General features: G+C 73.1%; 20 protein-coding genes. 10 read left to right on the top strand and 10 right to left on the bottom strand.

Translation table 11 applies throughout. The features are described from left to right. Both MCM47_RS38005 and MCM47_RS38000 read left to right on the top strand, forming a co-directional pair. On the top strand, positions 1 to 404 hold a 404-nt coding region (locus MCM47_RS38005; RefSeq protein ID WP_238951543.1), incomplete at its 5' end, for an Ig-like domain-containing protein. Positions 405 to 517: 113 nt separating this feature from the next. Then, positions 518 to 1,186 carry a fasciclin domain-containing protein gene (locus MCM47_RS38000; protein ID WP_238951542.1) on the top strand — a complete coding sequence of 223 codons (669 nt, stop codon included), beginning with the start codon at positions 518 to 520 and terminating at the stop codon, positions 1,184 to 1,186. Positions 1,187 to 1,323: 137 nt separating this feature from the next. On the opposite strand, the gene MCM47_RS37995 is transcribed toward MCM47_RS38000, so the two are convergent. The 3 genes from MCM47_RS37995 to MCM47_RS37985 all read right to left on the bottom strand — a co-directional run bounded on the left by MCM47_RS37995 (position 1,324) and on the right by MCM47_RS37985 (position 3,025). Continuing rightward, entirely contained in the window at positions 1,324 to 1,854 is a 531-nt protein-coding gene (locus MCM47_RS37995) for a hypothetical protein (RefSeq protein WP_238951541.1), read from the bottom strand. 435 nt (positions 1,855 to 2,289) lie between these two features. Then, on the bottom strand, positions 2,290 to 2,769 hold the full coding sequence (locus tag MCM47_RS37990) for a DUF5709 domain-containing protein (RefSeq protein WP_238951540.1): 480 nt from the start codon (positions 2,767 to 2,769) through the stop codon (positions 2,290 to 2,292). A 52-nt stretch (positions 2,770 to 2,821) separates the two neighbouring features. Beyond that, positions 2,822 to 3,025: a hypothetical protein gene (locus tag MCM47_RS37985; RefSeq protein WP_238951539.1), complete on the bottom strand. Its 204-nt coding sequence runs from the start codon at positions 3,023 to 3,025 to the stop codon at positions 2,822 to 2,824. A gap of 239 nt (positions 3,026 to 3,264) precedes the next feature. Between MCM47_RS37985 and MCM47_RS37980 the strand changes: the two genes are divergently transcribed. Continuing rightward, positions 3,265 to 4,500, top strand: coding sequence for a GNAT family N-acetyltransferase (locus tag MCM47_RS37980; protein WP_238951538.1), 1,236 nt, complete (start codon positions 3,265 to 3,267; stop codon positions 4,498 to 4,500). A 98-nt stretch (positions 4,501 to 4,598) separates the two neighbouring features. Here the strand turns inward: MCM47_RS37980 and MCM47_RS37975 are convergent, their stop codons facing one another. Next, positions 4,599 to 5,525, bottom strand: coding sequence for a LysR family transcriptional regulator (locus MCM47_RS37975; protein WP_238951537.1), 927 nt, complete (start codon positions 5,523 to 5,525; stop codon positions 4,599 to 4,601). Positions 5,526 to 5,633: 108 nt separating this feature from the next. Between MCM47_RS37975 and MCM47_RS37970 the strand changes: the two genes are divergently transcribed. After that, on the top strand, positions 5,634 to 6,677 hold the full coding sequence (locus MCM47_RS37970; RefSeq protein ID WP_238951536.1) for a zinc-dependent alcohol dehydrogenase family protein: 1,044 nt from the start codon (positions 5,634 to 5,636) through the stop codon (positions 6,675 to 6,677). Between the two features lie 288 nt (positions 6,678 to 6,965). Here MCM47_RS37970 and MCM47_RS37965 read toward each other — a convergent pair whose 3' ends face one another. The 3 genes from MCM47_RS37965 to MCM47_RS37955 form a co-directional block, all read right to left on the bottom strand. Then, a complete protein-coding gene (locus tag MCM47_RS37965; protein ID WP_238951535.1) occupies positions 6,966 to 8,132 on the bottom strand; it encodes a hypothetical protein in 1,167 nt (388 codons plus the stop codon). Further along, on the bottom strand, positions 8,074 to 8,736 hold the full coding sequence (locus MCM47_RS37960; protein WP_238951501.1) for an AAA family ATPase: 663 nt from the start codon (positions 8,734 to 8,736) through the stop codon (positions 8,074 to 8,076). Before MCM47_RS37960 ends, MCM47_RS37965 begins: the two co-directional genes overlap by 59 nt. Before the next feature lie 279 nt (positions 8,737 to 9,015). Beyond that, positions 9,016 to 9,801, bottom strand: coding sequence for a hypothetical protein (locus MCM47_RS37955; protein WP_238951500.1), 786 nt, complete (start codon positions 9,799 to 9,801; stop codon positions 9,016 to 9,018). Between the two features lie 132 nt (positions 9,802 to 9,933). Here MCM47_RS37955 and MCM47_RS37950 point away from each other — a divergent pair, with 132 nt between their 5' ends. Continuing rightward, positions 9,934 to 10,083: a hypothetical protein gene (locus MCM47_RS37950; protein ID WP_238951499.1), complete on the top strand. Its 150-nt coding sequence runs from the start codon at positions 9,934 to 9,936 to the stop codon at positions 10,081 to 10,083. 175 nt (positions 10,084 to 10,258) lie between these two features. Here MCM47_RS37950 and MCM47_RS43605 read toward each other — a convergent pair whose 3' ends face one another. Continuing rightward, on the bottom strand, positions 10,259 to 11,230 hold the full coding sequence (locus tag MCM47_RS43605; protein ID WP_238951534.1) for a helix-turn-helix transcriptional regulator: 972 nt from the start codon (positions 11,228 to 11,230) through the stop codon (positions 10,259 to 10,261). A gap of 172 nt (positions 11,231 to 11,402) precedes the next feature. Here MCM47_RS43605 and MCM47_RS37940 point away from each other — a divergent pair, with 172 nt between their 5' ends. Together MCM47_RS37940 and MCM47_RS37935 are read left to right on the top strand one after the other, a co-directional pair. Then, positions 11,403 to 11,801, top strand: coding sequence for a hypothetical protein (locus MCM47_RS37940; RefSeq protein WP_238951497.1), 399 nt, complete (start codon positions 11,403 to 11,405; stop codon positions 11,799 to 11,801). Between the two features lie 376 nt (positions 11,802 to 12,177). After that, entirely contained in the window at positions 12,178 to 12,360 is a 183-nt protein-coding gene (locus tag MCM47_RS37935) for a hypothetical protein (RefSeq protein WP_238951496.1), read from the top strand. A 92-nt stretch (positions 12,361 to 12,452) separates the two neighbouring features. On the opposite strand, the gene MCM47_RS37930 is transcribed toward MCM47_RS37935, so the two are convergent. Next, positions 12,453 to 13,415, bottom strand: a complete 963-nt coding sequence (locus MCM47_RS37930) for a GlxA family transcriptional regulator (protein WP_238951495.1) — start codon at positions 13,413 to 13,415, stop codon at positions 12,453 to 12,455. Between the two features lie 71 nt (positions 13,416 to 13,486). Here MCM47_RS37930 and MCM47_RS37925 point away from each other — a divergent pair, with 71 nt between their 5' ends. The 3 genes from MCM47_RS37925 to MCM47_RS37915 all read left to right on the top strand — a co-directional run bounded on the left by MCM47_RS37925 (position 13,487) and on the right by MCM47_RS37915 (position 15,781). Beyond that, entirely contained in the window at positions 13,487 to 14,119 is a 633-nt protein-coding gene (locus tag MCM47_RS37925) for an HD domain-containing protein (protein ID WP_238951494.1), read from the top strand. Positions 14,120 to 14,389: 270 nt separating this feature from the next. Further along, on the top strand, positions 14,390 to 15,148 hold the full coding sequence (locus MCM47_RS37920; RefSeq protein WP_238951493.1) for a MerR family transcriptional regulator: 759 nt from the start codon (positions 14,390 to 14,392) through the stop codon (positions 15,146 to 15,148). Between the two features lie 213 nt (positions 15,149 to 15,361). After that, the gene (locus tag MCM47_RS37915) at positions 15,362 to 15,781 is read left to right on the top strand and encodes a hypothetical protein (protein WP_238951492.1); all 420 of its coding nucleotides are present in this window, start codon (positions 15,362 to 15,364) and stop codon (positions 15,779 to 15,781) included. 63 nt (positions 15,782 to 15,844) lie between these two features. Here MCM47_RS37915 and MCM47_RS37910 read toward each other — a convergent pair. Further along, positions 15,845 to 16,184, bottom strand: a 340-nt coding sequence (locus tag MCM47_RS37910) for a hypothetical protein (RefSeq protein WP_374209275.1), incomplete at its 5' end; no start/stop codon positions are given.

Below are 16,184 nucleotides of genomic sequence, written 5' to 3'. Positions count from 1 at the left end.
AGGTGACCACCTTCGCCGCCCGCGACCCCTACTGGGTGGAGCGGGGCTGGGACCGGACCGGCGAGGTGCGCACCGCCTCCCGCATCGAGGTGCCCGCCGCGTTCGCGCGCGTCCGGGCCGGGGACGTCACCGTCGCGGGCACGGCCTGGGCCACCCACCGCGGCGTGGCCGCCGTCGAAGTCCGCGTCGACGGCGGGCCCTGGCAGCAGGCGGCACTCGCCGCCGACGCGGGGCCCGACGTGTGGCGGCAGTGGCACCACACCTGGCGCTCGGCCACCCCCGGCACGCACCACCTGGAGGTCCGCGCCACCGACGCCACCGGCACCGTCCAGGACGGGACCCGCAGACCGCCCTTCCCCTCCGGGGCGACCGGCTGGCACAGCACCGTCGTCACCGTCCACTGAGCCCCCCGTCCACTGAGCCCCCCGTCCACCGAACCCCCGTCCACCGAACCCGCCCGCAGCGGTCCGCCGCTACGGGTGCACGACACCACCAACACCGAGAAGAGAAGAACCCGATGACCACCACCCTGCGTCGCAAGCCCGTCACCGCCCTGCTCGTCACAGGCATCCTCGCCGCCACCCTCACCGCCTGCGGCGGCGACGGCGACAAGGCGTCCGACACCGCCGGCCGCGCCACGACGGCCGCCGCGGACGCATCGGCCGCCACCCCGGCCCCCGCCGTGGACTCCCCGGCCGACCAGGCCATGGCCGCAGAGCCGTTCGGTGCCGCCTGCGCCGCCGTGCCCAAGGACGGAGCCGGCTCCTTCGCGGGCATGGCGGCCGACCCGGTCGCCACCGCGGCCTCCCACAACCCCCTGCTCTCGACCCTGGTCACCGCGGTCCAGAAGGCCGGGCTCGTGGACACCCTCAACTCCGCGAAGGACATCACCGTCTTCGCCCCCACCAACGACGCCTTCGCCAAGCTGCCCAAGAAGGACCTCGACGCGGTCCTCGCCGACAAGGACAAGCTCACCAAGATCCTCACCTACCACGTCGTGCCCCGGCGTCTGGCCCCCGCCGCCCTGGCAGGCGCTCACAAGACCCTGGAGACCAACGAGGTCACCGCCACCGGCACCACGCCCGACTTCACCGTCAACGGCTCCGCCAAGGTCCTGTGCGGGAACGTGCAGACCGCCAACGCCACCGTCTACATCGTCGACACCGTCCTGATGCCCGCCTCCTGACCCGCCCCCCGAGCCGCGGTCCCCGGCCTCACAACCCCAGGGCCGGGGGCCGCGCCACCTCCCTTCGGACGATCGGGGGCGACTTTCGGAACCTGCCTGCCGCATTCCACGGTGGGCCTGGTATCCGTGCGTGCGGGTCAGTGCCCCGGCGTCGTCCGGCTGCGGTAGGACTTGGCAGCGACAAGGAGGCCGATTCCCCAGACCAGGAACTGCGGGATGCCGTAGACGACGACCCACCGGCTGAAGATGCCCGGCTCGTTCCACTGCACGACGCTCAGCGCGGCGGCCCAGACGGTGTAGAGCAGCAGGAACACCGCGACCGTGAAGGCGACGGCGGCCAGCGACCGTGGCGGGACCCGGCGTCCCGCCACGAGCGGCACCCACTTCGGGAACACCAGGCCCCACGGCCGGACCAGGCTCAGCGCCAGGACGCCGGCCATCGTGGCCATCCCGCTCAGCACGGACAGGTACGGACCGCCGCCGGCGGCGTACCAGTCGCGGAACCTGTCCTCGTCGGCCCACAGCGGGATGCCGAGCGCCCACACCGCGTGCAGCGGGATGAACCCGACGGTCGCGGAGATCGCAGACGCGTAGGCGTACCTGACGGCCAGCCGCGACGGCAGCGGAACATCGGCTGCGGAGCCGCGAAGAACGCCGACCTCGGACATGAACGGACCTCCCGGAACGTGGCAGGGCGAAGAACGCGCTCATGTCGCACGGTTCCAGAGGCATGCCGACCACCACATCCGCGCTCAGGTCGACGACCACTCATGCCTGAGGCCGAGCCGGCGTCGGCTTCCTCCCTCGCGCAGGGGAGACCGGGCTCCGGCCGACGGACATCCTCCCGTGCTGCCCCGGCGCGGGATCCGTGTCGGTGGGGCCGGCGCGCGCGGACGCCCTCGACGCCCGGACCGCCGTCCTCAGGACACTCGGACGCGTCTGACCGGGCCGGCCCCGCCGCATACCCGCTCCGGCCGTTCTTGCGACCGGCCGAAGAGAACACCCGCCCGTGAACCGGCGGATCGCGGACGCAAGGGCACCGACCGCCCTGCCGGGGAGGGGCCCCGGGCAGGGCGGTCGAGCACGCGACCGCGGCGCCGGCGCTACGGGGTGGTGTCGTCCTGCTCGTCCGGGACGATGTGCACGGCGGCCTCTTCCGCACCTGCGGCGCCGCCGTCGATGCCGGCGTCGGAGGCGATGAGGCCCTTCTCCCTGTCGGGCCGGGCGCCCTCGTCGGGGGCCACGAGCCGTCCCGCGCGGCGGGTGCCCGCGGCCTGCGGGTCGACCGGCTCGCCCTCGCCGTCGGGCAGGTCGCCGATCCCGTCGCCGTCGTCGGGCAGGACGTCGGGCTCCTCCTGGGCGAGGCGCTGGTCCAGCGTCTCGCCGGCGCGCTGCTCGGCGGCCGTCACCCCGACCTTGTCGACGCCCAGTGGCTTCTCCGGGGGCGAGTAGCCCTCGTCGAGCAGGTCGTCGTAGTCGCGCTCGTCCAGCGCGTCGTCCAGGTCCAGGGGTGCCGCGTCCGCCTGCTCCTCCGTATCCCCGGTCGGCTGGTAGACGTCGTCGCCCATGGGTTCGTCGCTCATGTCCCACGCCTCTCCGTCGATCGTGCGCCGCTGCGTGTACAGCGGCCCGCCCTCAGCTCTCGGTCGGCCGGTCGTCCTCCTGGTCGGTGGTCTCCTGCGGGTCGAGGCGCCGGCTCCTGCCCGGTTCGGCGGTGGTGGCGTCGCCCTGATCGCCGGTGTCGGGTTCACCTTCGCCACGGGGTGGGTGGAGCGGGTGCTTCTGGTCGGTGTCGTCGAGCGGAACACCACCGGCTCCGCCCTGCGGGACGTCCTCCACGGCTCCTCCTCGTCTTCCTGGGGTCCGGGGCGGCTTTGGACCGCGCCCCGGCGCGTACCCGGCCGGCCGCAGCGAAACCCCCCGGACCGGTCTGCGCGGCGCCGTGCTCCGGCCCATGTGCTCCGCCGCCCCCTCCGGCGGGCCCGCCGAAATCCGGTTGACCCGTCGCCGCGACGACGCTGCACTGTGGCACGCGGCGCCACGCGGCGTGGTGCCGGCGGCCAGGGGAGGCAGCAGCAATGGAGATCCGTCCCACCACCGACCAGGATCGCGACGTCTTCGTCGACACGCTCCTTACCGCCTTCGGGATCTTCCCGGAGGCCCTCACCGCGAGCGGCACGGTCTGGTGGTCCGCGTTCGAGATGGACCGGAACCTGCTCGCCGTGGCGGCGGACGGGCGGCCCGTCGGCACCGCCGGGGCGTACTCCTTCGAGCTCACCCTGCCCGGCGAGGTCCTCGTCCCGACCTCCGGGGTGACCGCCGTCGGTGTCGTGCCCTCGCACCGGCGTCAGGGCGTGCTCACCGCGATGATGCGGCGTCAGCTCGCCGAGCTGCGGGCGCGGGGGGAGTTCCTGTCCGTCCTGCTGGCCTCGGAGGCCTTGATCTACCGGAGGTTCGGGTACGGCCCCGCGACCTACACGCAGAAGCTGACGGTGCCCCGCCACCGGGCCGCCCTCGCCGTCCCCCGGGCGCGCGGAGCGGCCGACGACGCCGCGGGCGGCCCGGACACCGGCTCGGTCGAGGTGCTGAGGCGGGCCGAGTGCGGCGAGATCCTGGAGGACGTCTACGACCGCTACCGCCGCGCCCAGCCCGGCGCGCTGTCCCGGCCGCACCGCTGGTGGGCGTCGGGCGCGGGGCAGCCGCCGGTCTCGCCGGCGCCGCGCTACGTCGCCGTCCACCGCGACGCCGACGGCGTCCCCGACGGGTACGCCAGCTACGCGATCGGCGGGCTCGGCGGCACCTTGACGGTCGACGAGACCATCGCCACCGACGACGCCGTCTTCACCGCGCTGGTGCGGTGCGTGCTCGGCCACGACCTGGTCACCCAGGTCGTGTTCAAGCACGTCCCGCCCGGCCACCCGCTGCGCTGGCAGCTCACGGACTTCCGCGCCGGCCAGGTGAGCGACGACACCGACTGGCTCTGGGTGCGCCTGCTGGACGTCCCGCGCGCGCTCACCGCGCGCGGCTGGTTCACCGACGGCGAGCTCGTCCTCGACGTCGACGACCCGTTCCTCGGCGAGCACGGCCGCTACCTGCTGACCGTCCGGGACGGCAAGGCCGACTGCGTCCCGACGGACCTCGCGCCAGACCTGTCGCTGGACGTGAGCGACCTCGGCTCGGTCTACCTCGGCGGCACCGCCCCGAGCACCCTCGTGCGGGCCGGCCACGTCCGCGCCCACCGCCCGGACGCGGCCGCCCTCGCCGACGCGCTCTTCCGCTCCGACCGCGCCCCGCACTGCCTGCACTGGTTCTGACCCGGAACCCGTGGCGGTGAACGGCCCGCCCGGTCGGCCCCGGGGCGGGGCGGGCCCTCGCGTCACCGCCGGGGTGGGCGGGCCGCCGCAGCCCCGGGTCAGCCGTCGACGTCGGCCGAGGCCGCTCCCGCGATCCCGCGCAGTGCGTCGACGCAGGCCGCGATCGCCGGTTCGTGCGCCGTGTCGTGGCGGACGGCGATCCCGATCGTGCGGGCGAGGGTGGCGTCCGTCACCGGTCGCGTGGTCAGGGCGGGCGGGAGGTGCGTGGTGGCCATGCGCGGGATCAGGGCCGCGTGGCCCGCGCTCGCGGCGAGGGCGATCATGGCGGAGAAGTCGGTGCAGACGTTCCGCACCCGGGGGGTGAACCCTGCCGAGCGGCAGGCCTGGAGGACGGCGTCCCCGCAGGCGGTCTGCGCCGGGGCGGTGGTCCACAGGGTGTCCGCGAGCTCCCGCAGCTCGATCGAGGGCCGGCCCGACCGGGCGGCCGGGTGGTCGGAGGGCAGCACGGCGACCAGGGGGTCGTTCCGCAGCGTCCGGGTCTCGACGTCCCGGTACGGGGGCGTGGCCAGGTTGTCGTACCGGTAGACGAGGGCGAGGTCGGCGCGCCGCTGGGTCAGCAGCCGGACGGCGACCTCGGGTTCCGCCTCGGTGACGTGCAGCCGCACGTCCGGGTGGGCGGCCTCCAGCGCGTGGCCGAGGGGCGCCGCCAGGGGGACGAGTGCGCTGGGGAAGCAGGCGAGGCGGACGGGGCCCGCGGGCGCGCCGGACTCGGCGTGCAGCCGGGCGCGCGCGTTCTCCAGGGCGGCGAGCACCTGTTCGGTGTCCTTGGCCAGTCGCCGGCCCGCCGCGGTGAGGTGGACGGAACGGCCGGTCCGCTCCAGGAGGCCCACGCGGGTCTCCTCCTCCAGGAGCCGCAGCTGCTGCGAGACGGCCGATGGGGTGACCCCGTGGAGGTCGGCGACGGCGGTCACCGTGCCGTGCGCCTCCAGGTCGCGGAGAAGGACGAGTCGCCGGACGTCGAGCATCAGTCCATCTTAACGACTGACTGTAGGAGATGTAGCTGGACGCGGGGGCGCCTGTGCGGCGACCCTTGCTGCCGTCACCCCCCACGCCCACGACAGAGGAGCCCTTCCGTGCGCGCCACCGTGATCCACGGCCCCAACGACATCCGCGTCGAGGAGGTGCCCGACCCGGTCGTACGCCACGCCACCGACGCGGTCGTCCGCGTGGTGAACGCCTGCATCTGCGGCAGCGACCTGTGGGCCTACCGCGGGGTGGCCTCGCGCACGGCGGGGCAGCGCATCGGCCACGAGTTCCTCGGGATCGTCGAGGCGGTCGGCCCCGAGGTGCGCGACGTCCGCCCCGGCGACTTCGTGGTGGTCCCGTTCGTGTGGTCGGACGGCACCTGTGACTTCTGCCGCGAAGGGCTGCACACGTCCTGCCCGCAGGGCGGGTTCTGGGGCGAGATCGGCTCCGACGGAGGCCAGGGCGAGGCCGTGCGGGTGCCGTTCGCCGACGGCACCCTGGTGCGGCTGCCCGAGGAGACCGCCGGCGAGGAGAAGCTGCTGCCCTCCCTGCTCGCGCTCTCCGACGTGATGAGCACCGGCCACCACGCGGCCGTGACCGCCGGAGTGCGCCCGGGCGCCACCGTCGCGGTGGTCGGCGACGGTGCGGTCGGCCTGTGCGGCGTCCTCGCCGCCCGGCGGCTCGGCGCGGAGCGGATCATCGCGCTCGGCCGGCACGGGGCGCGCACCGCGATCGCCCGCACCTTCGGCGCCACCGACGTCGTCGCCGAACGCGGCGACGACGCCGTGGAGGCGGTCCGGGAGCTGACCGGCGGCCAGGGCGCCCATGCGGTGCTGGAGGCGGTGGGCACCGAGCAGTCCATGCGGACGGCCATCTCGATCACGCGTGACGGCGGCGCGGTCGGCTACGTCGGCGTGCCGCACGGCGGCAGCGCCGGCATCGACATCGGCCGGATGTTCGACCGGAACGTCTCGCTGCGGGGCGGCGTCGCCCCGGCCCGCGCCTACATCCCCGAGCTGCTGCCGGACGTGCTCTCCGGCGCGATCGAGCCCGGGCTGGTCTTCGACCGCACCGTGGACCTCGACGGGGTGCCGGCGGGTTACCGCGCGATGGACGACCGCACCGCGCTGAAGGTGCGGATCGCCTTCTGAGCCCGTCCACTGTGCGCCCTCGCGTACGGGGCGGGCGAGGCACCGAAGGCCGTGATCGATGAGGAACGCCCCCGCCGCGCCCTGTCCGGCCGCCTGCTGTCCACCGCTCTCGCCGGCTGCCTGCGGCCCGGTGACTGGTCGTTCCCCAGCAACCACGCGAGCCTGGCAGTCGCACGGAGGGGGCAGACCCCCACCTCGGCGACGCGCTCGACGACCGGCGCTGCGCTTCGTCCGCGTCTGCGCGCGCCGGTGAGTCGGCGGCCGCGCATCTCGCTCATGCAACCACCCCTACGTCGGTCCTTGCGGCCCCGTGTCGTGGTCGGGGATCCTGGCCAGGAGGTCTCTGACATCGGCCTTGCGAGTGAAATAGCGGTGGGCGATTGCTTCTGCCTCCCGAAAAGCGCTTCGGGCTTCCTGTTGGCGACTGAGTCCCGTCAACGTAAGGCCGAGGTCGACGAAGAGGGCAGCGGCCCGATGGACCTCGCCGGCCAACTGGTTGATACGGGCGGCCCTTGCGAGCAGTTCGGGTGACCGTCCGAGCGGTGGCACCTCATGAACTACGGAGAAGACCCGCTCCAGTAGGGCATCCTCCAAGCGGACGTTGGTCATATGTTGTTCGGTGTAGATTTCCATGATTCGTTCGTACGCTGCAAGTGCCTCTTCCGGGTGGCTGGTCTGCCGGGCCCTGTCGCCGATGAAGTACAGTCCGGCCACCGTGCCGAAAGCCTGGTGCGAGAGGCGGGAAGAGACCGCTGTCAAACGTCGAGCTATGCGGTGACGACCGGTTCGCGCAGCCAGATCCGTGGCAGCGGCCAGGTTGTCGCGCTCGTCCATGTACCAGGCGTATGCCCTGTACTCTGCTTCGGGAATGCGATCCCTTGATTCGGATTCGGCCCATCGGGCCGTCTCCAGGTAGTACCCCAGCAGCCGATCGATCGCCGCCTCCCGCAGGATGGCGTCACATCGTGCGTCCACCTCTTCGGTTGCGAATACGCGCATGAGGTCATGGAAACGCCAGCGCCCGTGGACCGTTCCCCTCTCGATCAGATGCGCATCGGCAAGATCGTCAAGGAGTCGACGGGAGACCGTCTTCGTGTGGCCGCTCAGGGCGACGGCCGCATCGGTGGAGATGTCTGCGCCCGGGCTCAGGGCCAGCATTCGGAACATGTGCGCCGCCTGATCCGTCATGCTGCACAGTGAGAGGAAGAACGCGGTTCGCACCGCAAGCTCGGCAACGGAGAGTTCATCAAGCACGGTGTCCCGGTCCGAAAGATCGGTCACCAAGCCGGAGAGAGGCTTGAGACTGTCCCGGCTGAGCAGCGCCGCGACGATGCGCAACGCCAGCGGAAGACAGCCGCATAGTCGCACGATGGCTCGGGCGGCTTCCGGTTCGTTCTCAATGCGACTGTCCTGCCCCAACGTGATTATCGACGGCCGCTTGTTGGCTGAGGACATTGAGTTCCAGCAGGCGCGCGTCCAGGGTGGCGAGAGTGTGCCGCGAGGTGACCACGGCCCGGGTGGCGCCATCGACGGGTAGTAGTGGCCGGACATCTTCGGCGCTGCGAACGTTATCGACCAGCAGGAGGATGCTTCGGTTCTGCTCGCCGTACGTGCTGAGCACCGAGTGATACAGCCGTGCCCGGTCATGAGACTCCGCCGGGATGTGCTCGTTCCGTACTCCGAGGGCCTGTAGAAGTCCGAGAATCGCTGCAGACGAATCAACCCGGCGCGCGTTGTCGTACCCGTGCATGTTGACGAACAGGACGCCGCCCGGGAACCAGCCCCGGCTGAGCGCGGTGCGGGCTGCCTGGATCGCGAGCTCCGTCTTTCCGACGCCTGCCAGGCCCGCCACGGCGCAGACCGCGACGGCAGCGGTCTGCGCTGTGGGGTCCAACAGGCTCAGCAGGGTTTCGAGCTCTCGGCTTCTGCCAGTAAAAGCAGGGCTTGCGGACGGTAACGCCCCCAGAGCGGTCGGCACCGCAGGGGGCAACTGTACGGTGATGTCGCGTCCCTGCACCACGGTGTTCAAGAACACTCCACCGTTGATGGTGTTGCGCACTGACCCGTTGTCTCTCCCCGTCACCATTGGCACCTCGCCCCCTCGCCCCTGGGACCAGTCTGCCCAGCTCATGCCAACCGTGACGTGGAAACGGGACCGATGAGCGACTCAATGAGTGACTCTGTGGGGGTCTTGGGATCCCAGCAGCCGCTACGGCGCCGACCGCGCCGCCTCCTGGCCGCCGACCACCCCATCCGCGACCAGACCCGTTACCCGGCCAAGGCTGCATGACAAGCCAGTAGCAACGGCCATGCGCTCGCGGCGATCCCGCACGACTACTCACACGTGGCAGTGCAGGCCGACCAGGAGGGTGTCACCCGGGAGGTCGACGAGGTAGCGGTCGATGTGCTGCTGACCGTCCGGCAGCTCGGGTCGGTGCGGACAGTCATCCCGGTGGCGGCAGGCACCGTGCGCCACCGGGCCGCCGTCCTCGTACCACCAGCCGCCCAGCGAGAGCACGTTGCGACGGGGCAGAGCCACGGCCGCCCACCTTTCGACGAACCGTTCCCGGGGTTCCCGTCCGATCTGGACGACCGGGTCGGTGAGGAGGAGGAAGCCCGAGGAGTACCGCGCGGTGGAGAGTGCGGCCCGGTGTTCTTCGTAGGCGCGCAGCAGGGGCTGGGACCAGTAGTCCGCCGCGGCCTGTTCGCGGGGGTAGGCGCAGCCCTCGGTCACATGGCGGTCGTAGTAGACGTCATGGGGCTGGGCGGCGGGCAGCTCGGCCGCCAGCTGGTGCCAGTGCAGCCAGACCGCGTCCGCCAATTGCCGGGCCTCCTCGGTGGAGGCCCCGAAGTCCAGCAGCTCGCGCGGCCCGCCGGCGCACCAGCCGAAGTCGTTGACCGGCGGCTCGACGTATCCCCAGCGGCTGGGGCGAGGAGCGACCAGCCGGCGGTCCGCCTCATGGCCGGGCAGCACGTTGAAGGCGCGGCTGACGATCCTCCAGGAGTCCCAGATGCGGTTCTCCTCCCGGCCCGGGGCATCCAGGTAGAAGGGCTCCATTGCCTCGGCGACTGCGTCCTCAACCCGTTCCGCCGCTTCCGCCGGGAGACACAGGGTGATGCTCATACCTGCCACCGCGGCATCAGACCACCACGTGATCGGCGTCGGCAACCGAGTTTCTCCGCCCGGCGTCCGCGACGGGCCGCAGTTGCTGACGCGGAGGGCTCAGTCGCCGACCACGGCCGCGCCCTGTCCTGGGTGGACGGTGACGACGCGGTCCGCGCCGTCACCGCCGCACTCGAAGGCGGCCGCGCCGGCCAGGCGTACAACATCGCCGACGACACCCCGCTCGGCGTCGGCGCCCACGTGCGCCCGGCCGCCGACGCCTTCGACGCCCCGCCCCGATGAGCGCCGCCGACGCCGAGGACGTGGGCAGGACGCCTGGCTGTAGTGGTCACAGGCCGAGCGGCGAAATGCCGCCGATACCCGCGCGTACCTGGTGCGCACGGTCACCCATCCTTTTGGACATGGCCGGCGGCCGGGGACAGGCCCGTGCGCCGCGCCCGGTTCATGGCCATCGCCATCAGCGGGGATCCGGGCCGGCCAGGAGGTCCGCGGCGCGGGGGGTCTGCCGGTACAGGACGCGTGGTCCGGTGCGGGTGCGGGTGATCAGTCCGGTGCGGTGCAGGATGCCGAGGTGGTAGGAGACCGTGCTGGCGGCCAGGAAGTGCCGCTCGCCCAGTTCCGTGGTGCTGCGGGCGGTGTGCAGATCCGCCAGCAGGCGGGCCCGGGTCACCCCGAGCAGGACGTGCACCGTCGGCCCGGAGCCGGTGTCCGGCCCGGGCCGGGAGGGGTAGCTGAACATGGGCTGCCTCCCGGCGGGCGCTGCCGGGACCGAGTCGATGACCATGCGCAGGTCAGTGGCGAACGCCGAGGGCATCAGGACCAGACCGGTACTGCCGGGGACCCGGCCCTGGAAACGGCTGACCACGCTCAGCTGATCCTCGCCCCACAGCACCCGGGGGTGCAGGCCGGCCAGCATGCCGGACAGGCCGTGCCGGGCGATGGTCTGCGCCCGGTGGGCGATGTCCTCCTCCATGCGGCTGCGCAGGGCCATCCACTGCGGGGCGATGGCCCACTCCCACAGCCGGTACAGCTCCGCTGCCACCCGCTCGGCGAAGTCCCGTTCGCCCCGTTCCAGAGCCTCGCGAATGACCACCGGAACCGCCCGGCCGACCAGACGCTCCTCGACGACGCCCCGAGCCATGACCTGCAGCTCCCAGCACAGGCGGGCGGAACCGGTACCCGCCACCGCGTGCAGTTCCTCCTGCACCGCGGTCTCCGGAGCCTGCGGCCGCGGGGTCAGGAAGTCCGGCACGTAGTCCCACGCACCGCTGAACAGCGAGCCCAACAGCACCAGCTTCCGCTCACGCACCGCGTCCTGCACCCGCCACCGCCAACTCCCGCCCCCTGCAGGCACTCTGTCGCGCAGGAGCCAGAGCGCGCCGACCGTGGTGGCGAGCGGCGAGATCGCGAACCGGGTGTTCGCGAGCACGGCGCGGTCCATTTCGAGGCAGAGCACGGTACCCCCCGGGGGCGAGCCGCCGGCCGTCCGAGCGGCCGGCGCCATGGGTCTTCGAACCTCATCGAATCACTCGAACGGCGGGCACACCACCCCGCACCGTGGATGTCAAACAGCCCGTCGGCTCATCGAGTTGGAGGCAACAATGAGAATGGTCCGGATCAGGCCCAAGCTGGTGGCCGTACTCGCCCTGACCGGGGCGGCAGCCCTCGGCGTGACGTCGCAGGCGGTCGCCGACCCCAACCCGAACAACCACGGCTCCGCCCCGCAGTGGATCCAGCTGAACACCGGCTACCACGCACGTGTCTTCGGCGACGCCACTCAGAACCACCCGACCAGCACGCTCCTCTCGAACGGGGACTACGTCTGGGCGGACTGCTGGGTGGCCGGCGACAACGTCGGCAACGCCGGCAACGTCTGGTACCACACCACGTACGTGTACCAGTACGGCCAGGTCACCGGGGTCGGGTCGTCCTGGACCTTCGCACCGTTCGTCGACGGTGCCGGAGCGTTCCACGCCGTGCCCGGCGTGCCCCACTGCTGACAGCCGGCGCCGCAGCGGCCCCGCACGCGGTTCCCGGGTGCGGGGCCACCTGCACGCCAGGCACGACGGGGAGAGGTGAGCGCACGGCTGCGCCCGGGGCCGGGAGCAGCCGTGCGGACGACGGGCTGCCTACGCCGCTGAACGCGGCGGCCGACAAAGCCGCGGCGTGACGCCGTCGCTGAAGTCGGGCGAGAACGGGCGGCGGATGGCCGAATCGGTCCGGCAGGCGCCCTCGTGCGTGCGCCCGCCGTGCGCTCCTGCGTGAACCGGCCGCCCTCCGGCTCCATCTGATGGAACGTCACTCGGATCGGTAGCGTGGAGGAAAGGCCTCGGCCACGGGCCGGGGCCTACTCCTCCTGAGAGGGTGAGGCAACCGATGAGCGACACCGCCACCCCCACCGGTGCGGCAGCCGGGCCGGCCGACGGCTCCGAGCGCCCGGCGCTCGGCGAACTCGTTGCCCGGGCACCGTCCTTCGTCGGTGAACTGGTCCGCCGGACGGGCGTGGACGAGGACCGGCCCGGCGCCGTGCCGGTGGCCAGGTTCCAGTCCGCGGTCTGACCCGCCCGGGGGCGCCGCGTCCGCGGGACATGACGACACGGCCCCGCCCTCGTGGATCTGCTCGGCGGCCTCGACGCCCGCATCGATGAGGATCAGCGGCGGTTCGCCGCAGGGCCGGCTCGGAAGGTGGCCCGGTAGCCCGCCGGGGACGTGTCGACGTAGCGGTGGAAGGTCGCGCGGAAGGCGGCCGGGCTGCCCAGCCCGCTCAGGCGCGCGACCTGTTCGACCGGGGTGGTCGTCGTCTCCAGGAGTTCGCGCGCCCGGTCGATGCGGGCGGCGGTCAGCCAGGCCATCGGCGAGGTGCCCGTCTCCTGCTGGAAGCGGCGGATGAACGTCCGGCGGGACATGTGCGCGCGCTGGGCGAGCTCGTCCACGCTCTGGCGCTGGGCCAGGTTGTCGAGCATCCAGGCACGGACCGGTGCAAGATCCTCGCCGCGGGACGCGGGCCGGAAGCGCTCGACGAACTGGGCCTGGCCGCCCGGGCGCTGGGGCGGGGCGACGAGCGAACGGGCGCGGGCGTTGGCGGCCGCGGCACCGTAGTCGCGTCGGATGACGTGCAGGCACAGATCGACGCCCGCGGTCACCCCTGCCGAGGTGAGGACGTCGCCGTCGTCGACGTAGAGCTGGTTCGGCCGGACCTCGATCCTCGGGTACAGGCGTTGCAGCGCAGCGGCGTCCTGCCAGTGGGTCGTGGCCGGGCGTCCGTCCAGCAGCCCGGCGGCCGCCAGGGCGAACGCCCCCGTGCAGATCGACACCATCCGCGCCCCGCGCGCGTGCGCGGATCGCAGCGCGGACAGCGACGCAGCGGGAACCGGAGCGTCCGGGACCAGGTAGCCGGGGACGACGACGGTGTCGGCGTCCCGCAGCGCCTCCAACCCCGCGGAGGTGCCCACCGTGAACCCGCCGCTGCACACCGGTCCGGCGGACGGATCAGTGCAGACGGTGACCTGGTAGTGCGGGTCCGACCCGAAGGTCTGCACCGCGATGCCGAGGTCCAGCGGCAGGACCCCGGGAAGCGCGAGCACCGCGACCCGGTGCCCCTCAACGACCGACATGGCACGATCCTAGCGATGGACGGCCCGCGTGCCACTGTCGAGGGCGGCGGACCGCTTCGTAGCCTGCGCCCATGGAACTCTCACTCGACCTGCCGACCGGCCCTCTGGCCGACGCCGTCCTCTCCACCGTGCGCGCCTCGGAGGCCGCGCCGATCGTCAATCACAGCGTGCGCAGCTTCCTCTTCGCCGAGCTCCTCGCCGCCCACGAAGGATGTCTGACGGACGCGGCCTACGACCGCGACCTGCTGTTCGCCGCCACCGTCCTGCACGACGTGGGCACGGGCAGCCTCGCGAAGGGCGAGGCCCGGTTCGAGGTGGAAGGCGCGGACCTGGCGGCGGACCTGCTGCGGCAGCACGAGGTCCCCGAGCCGGACGTCGACCGCGTCTGGGAGGCGATCGCCCTGCACACCTCGCCCGGCATCGCCGAGCGCCGCGGTCTGCTCTGCCACCTCACCCGGGCCGGCGTGGTCGCCGACTTCGGCCGCCACGCGGAGATCACCGCCGGGTGGGAGAAGCGGATCCACGCCGCCTACCCCCGCCTGGCCATGGTCCGCTCGCTCGTCGACGCGATCGTGGAGCGCGCCGCCCGATCGGCCGCCGCCGCGCCCCGCTACTCGCTCGGCGGTGAACTCCTCCGCGAACGCCGGGCCCACGGCGTGACCGGTCTGGAGCTCGACACGACTGCCGCGCCCTGGGGGGAGTGAGCGGCACCGATGGGGCGCCGGCTCAGGTGGATGAATGCGGCCGAGCAGGATGCGGTCGGCAGCTCGCTGCTGCTGCCGGTCGCGCCACGCGCCCCGCGCCCCGCGCCACGCGCCGCAGGTCCTCCTGCTGGGCCGGCTGCGGCCGGGACCGGACCCGGTGTGCCTAGGGTGTGAATGCCGGGGCTTGCGGTTGACGCTGCGGCAGCTTCTACGGTCATGACCAGGGCCGGAACGACCGGCCCGGCGAGACGAAGGTACGGAACGAGGACGATGGACCTGTCGATCGCGGAGGTGGCCCGGCTGTCGGGCGTGACCGCCCGGACGTTGCGGCACTACGACGAGATCGGCCTGCTGCCGCCGGCCCGGATCGCCGCCAACGGGCACCGGCACTACGGGGAGACGCAGCTCCTGGCGCTGCAACAGATCCTCGTGCTGCGGGCGCTCGGCGTCGGCCTCCCGGAGATCGGCCGCATCCTCTCCGAGCAGGTGGACGAGGTGGAGGCCCTGCGCGGCCACCACCACCGTCTCCTCGCCGAACGGGACCGGCTGGACACCCTGGCCGCCACCGTCGCCCGCACCCTCGCCGACCTGGAACGATCCCGAAAGGACGGCCAGCCCATGACCATCAACCGCCCGGAGAACCTCTTCGAGGGCATCCAGCCCGACCAGTACGAGGACGGCCTCCAGGACTTCCCCGAGCTCGCCGAGGCGACCAACCGCCGCACCGCGACGATGGACGCCGCCGAGCTCGAGGCGGGCCAGCGCGAGCGAACGGCCGGGATGATCCGCCTCGCGGAGCTGCTGGCGGCCGGCACCCCGGCCTCCGCCGACTCCGTCCAGGCCGAGATCGACGCCCAGTACCGCTCGCTCGCCGAGCTGCACCCGGTCACGCCCGAGGAGTTCCGCGCCATGGGCCTCGGCTGCGTGCAGAACCCGTCCTGGCGCGCCGCCTACGAGGCTGTCACTCCCGGCCTGGCCGAGTACCAGCACACCGCGATCGAGTTCTACGCCACCACCCGCCTGGCCTGACCCGGCACCGGCGCTCCTCCTCCCACCGGACGGTGGAGGAGCGCACGGCAGCGGGGTGCAAGGAGCGGGGTGCAAGGAGGGGGGTGCAAGGAGGGGGGTGCAAGGAGGGGGGTGCAAGGAGGGGGGTGCAAGGAGGGGGGTGCGGCGTACGGCGGGGGCCGGGCGGGTATCCCCCTGCGGGGGAGCGTGGAGTCCGGTGAACCGGGGGGCGGGATGGACGCGGGAGGTTCCGGCCGGCGATTCGGCCCGCAGGACGTCTGGGCGGGACTGGCCTCCGTCGTGCTGCTGGTCGGCGGGCTCGGGGTGTTCGCCCTGTGCTCGCCGCCCGACGAGTACAGCTGCGACAACTCCAACTACCCGACCGGCGGATGCAGGCGCATCCAGCACGAACCCGCCCCGACGGGCTCGCCCGTCCGGTGCCCGACCGACTGGTGGGAGTACCGCAGCCTCGGCCGGGAGGCCGCCGCGCGCTGTGCGATGACCCGGCCGAGTCCGCTGCCGTGCCCGACCACGCCGGACACCTACTGGGTGGCGAAGGGCGAGCAGGCGCTTCCGCCGGGCTGCTCCTACCCGCGGACGGCGGTGGCGTCGCCGTCGCCGTCCGCGTCGCCGCCGTCGCCCGGTTCGCCGTGACCGGCGGGGGCGACCAGGGCCTGGTCGCCCCCGCCGACGAGAGGCCCCGCCGCTGAGCGACCGTCAGCGGTCCGCCGGCGGCGCGTACGGGGCGTCGAGGAGGGCCAGCAGGCGGGGTTCGGTCAGGGCGCCGCCGGGCAGGCGGGGGTGCGGGGTGAGGATCCCGGCGGTCCGCAGGCGGGTGAGGGCGGGGCGCGGGTCGTGCGGGACCAGGTCGCGCAGGGACTCGGCCGAAACGGCGGGGGCGGAGCGGAACGCCTCCAGGACCGCGACCGCCGTCGGGTCGTCGCCGGCGCGGGCGGTGGCGGCGACGAGGATCCGACGGTGCTCGGCGAGGGTGGCGGTGCGGTGGCGGGCGGTTTCGGTGACCGCCCGGGCGAACAGCGTGCCCCACTGCGGCAGG

This window comes from Kitasatospora sp. A2-31, from assembly GCF_022288725.1.
GTDB lineage: Bacteria > Actinomycetota > Actinomycetes > Streptomycetales > Streptomycetaceae > Kitasatospora.
Note: the sequence above shows the minus strand (reverse complement) of the source record. Positions and strands in the feature narration are given on the sequence as shown.

Bases quoted from the DNA above. Each gene is read 5' to 3' on its own strand.
- MCM47_RS38000 (WP_238951542.1), top strand. From the start codon at position 518: ATGACCACCACCCTGCGTCGCAAGCCCGTCACCGCCCTGCTCGTCACA.
- MCM47_RS37995 (WP_238951541.1), bottom strand. From the start codon at position 1,854: ATGTCCGAGGTCGGCGTTCTTCGCGGCTCCGCAGCCGATGTTCCGCTG.
- MCM47_RS37990 (WP_238951540.1), bottom strand. From the start codon at position 2,769: ATGAGCGACGAACCCATGGGCGACGACGTCTACCAGCCGACCGGGGAT.
- MCM47_RS37980 (WP_238951538.1), top strand. From the start codon at position 3,265: ATGGAGATCCGTCCCACCACCGACCAGGATCGCGACGTCTTCGTCGAC.
- MCM47_RS37975 (WP_238951537.1), bottom strand. From the start codon at position 5,525: ATGCTCGACGTCCGGCGACTCGTCCTTCTCCGCGACCTGGAGGCGCAC.
- MCM47_RS37965 (WP_238951535.1), bottom strand. From the start codon at position 8,132: ATGTCCTCAGCCAACAAGCGGCCGTCGATAATCACGTTGGGGCAGGAC.
- MCM47_RS37955 (WP_238951500.1), bottom strand. From the start codon at position 9,801: ATGAGCATCACCCTGTGTCTCCCGGCGGAAGCGGCGGAACGGGTTGAG.
- MCM47_RS37940 (WP_238951497.1), top strand. From the start codon at position 11,403: ATGAGAATGGTCCGGATCAGGCCCAAGCTGGTGGCCGTACTCGCCCTG.
- MCM47_RS37935 (WP_238951496.1), top strand. From the start codon at position 12,178: ATGAGCGACACCGCCACCCCCACCGGTGCGGCAGCCGGGCCGGCCGAC.
- MCM47_RS37930 (WP_238951495.1), bottom strand. From the start codon at position 13,415: ATGTCGGTCGTTGAGGGGCACCGGGTCGCGGTGCTCGCGCTTCCCGGG.
- MCM47_RS37925 (WP_238951494.1), top strand. From the start codon at position 13,487: ATGGAACTCTCACTCGACCTGCCGACCGGCCCTCTGGCCGACGCCGTC.
- MCM47_RS37920 (WP_238951493.1), top strand. From the start codon at position 14,390: ATGGACCTGTCGATCGCGGAGGTGGCCCGGCTGTCGGGCGTGACCGCC.
- MCM47_RS37915 (WP_238951492.1), top strand. From the start codon at position 15,362: ATGGACGCGGGAGGTTCCGGCCGGCGATTCGGCCCGCAGGACGTCTGG.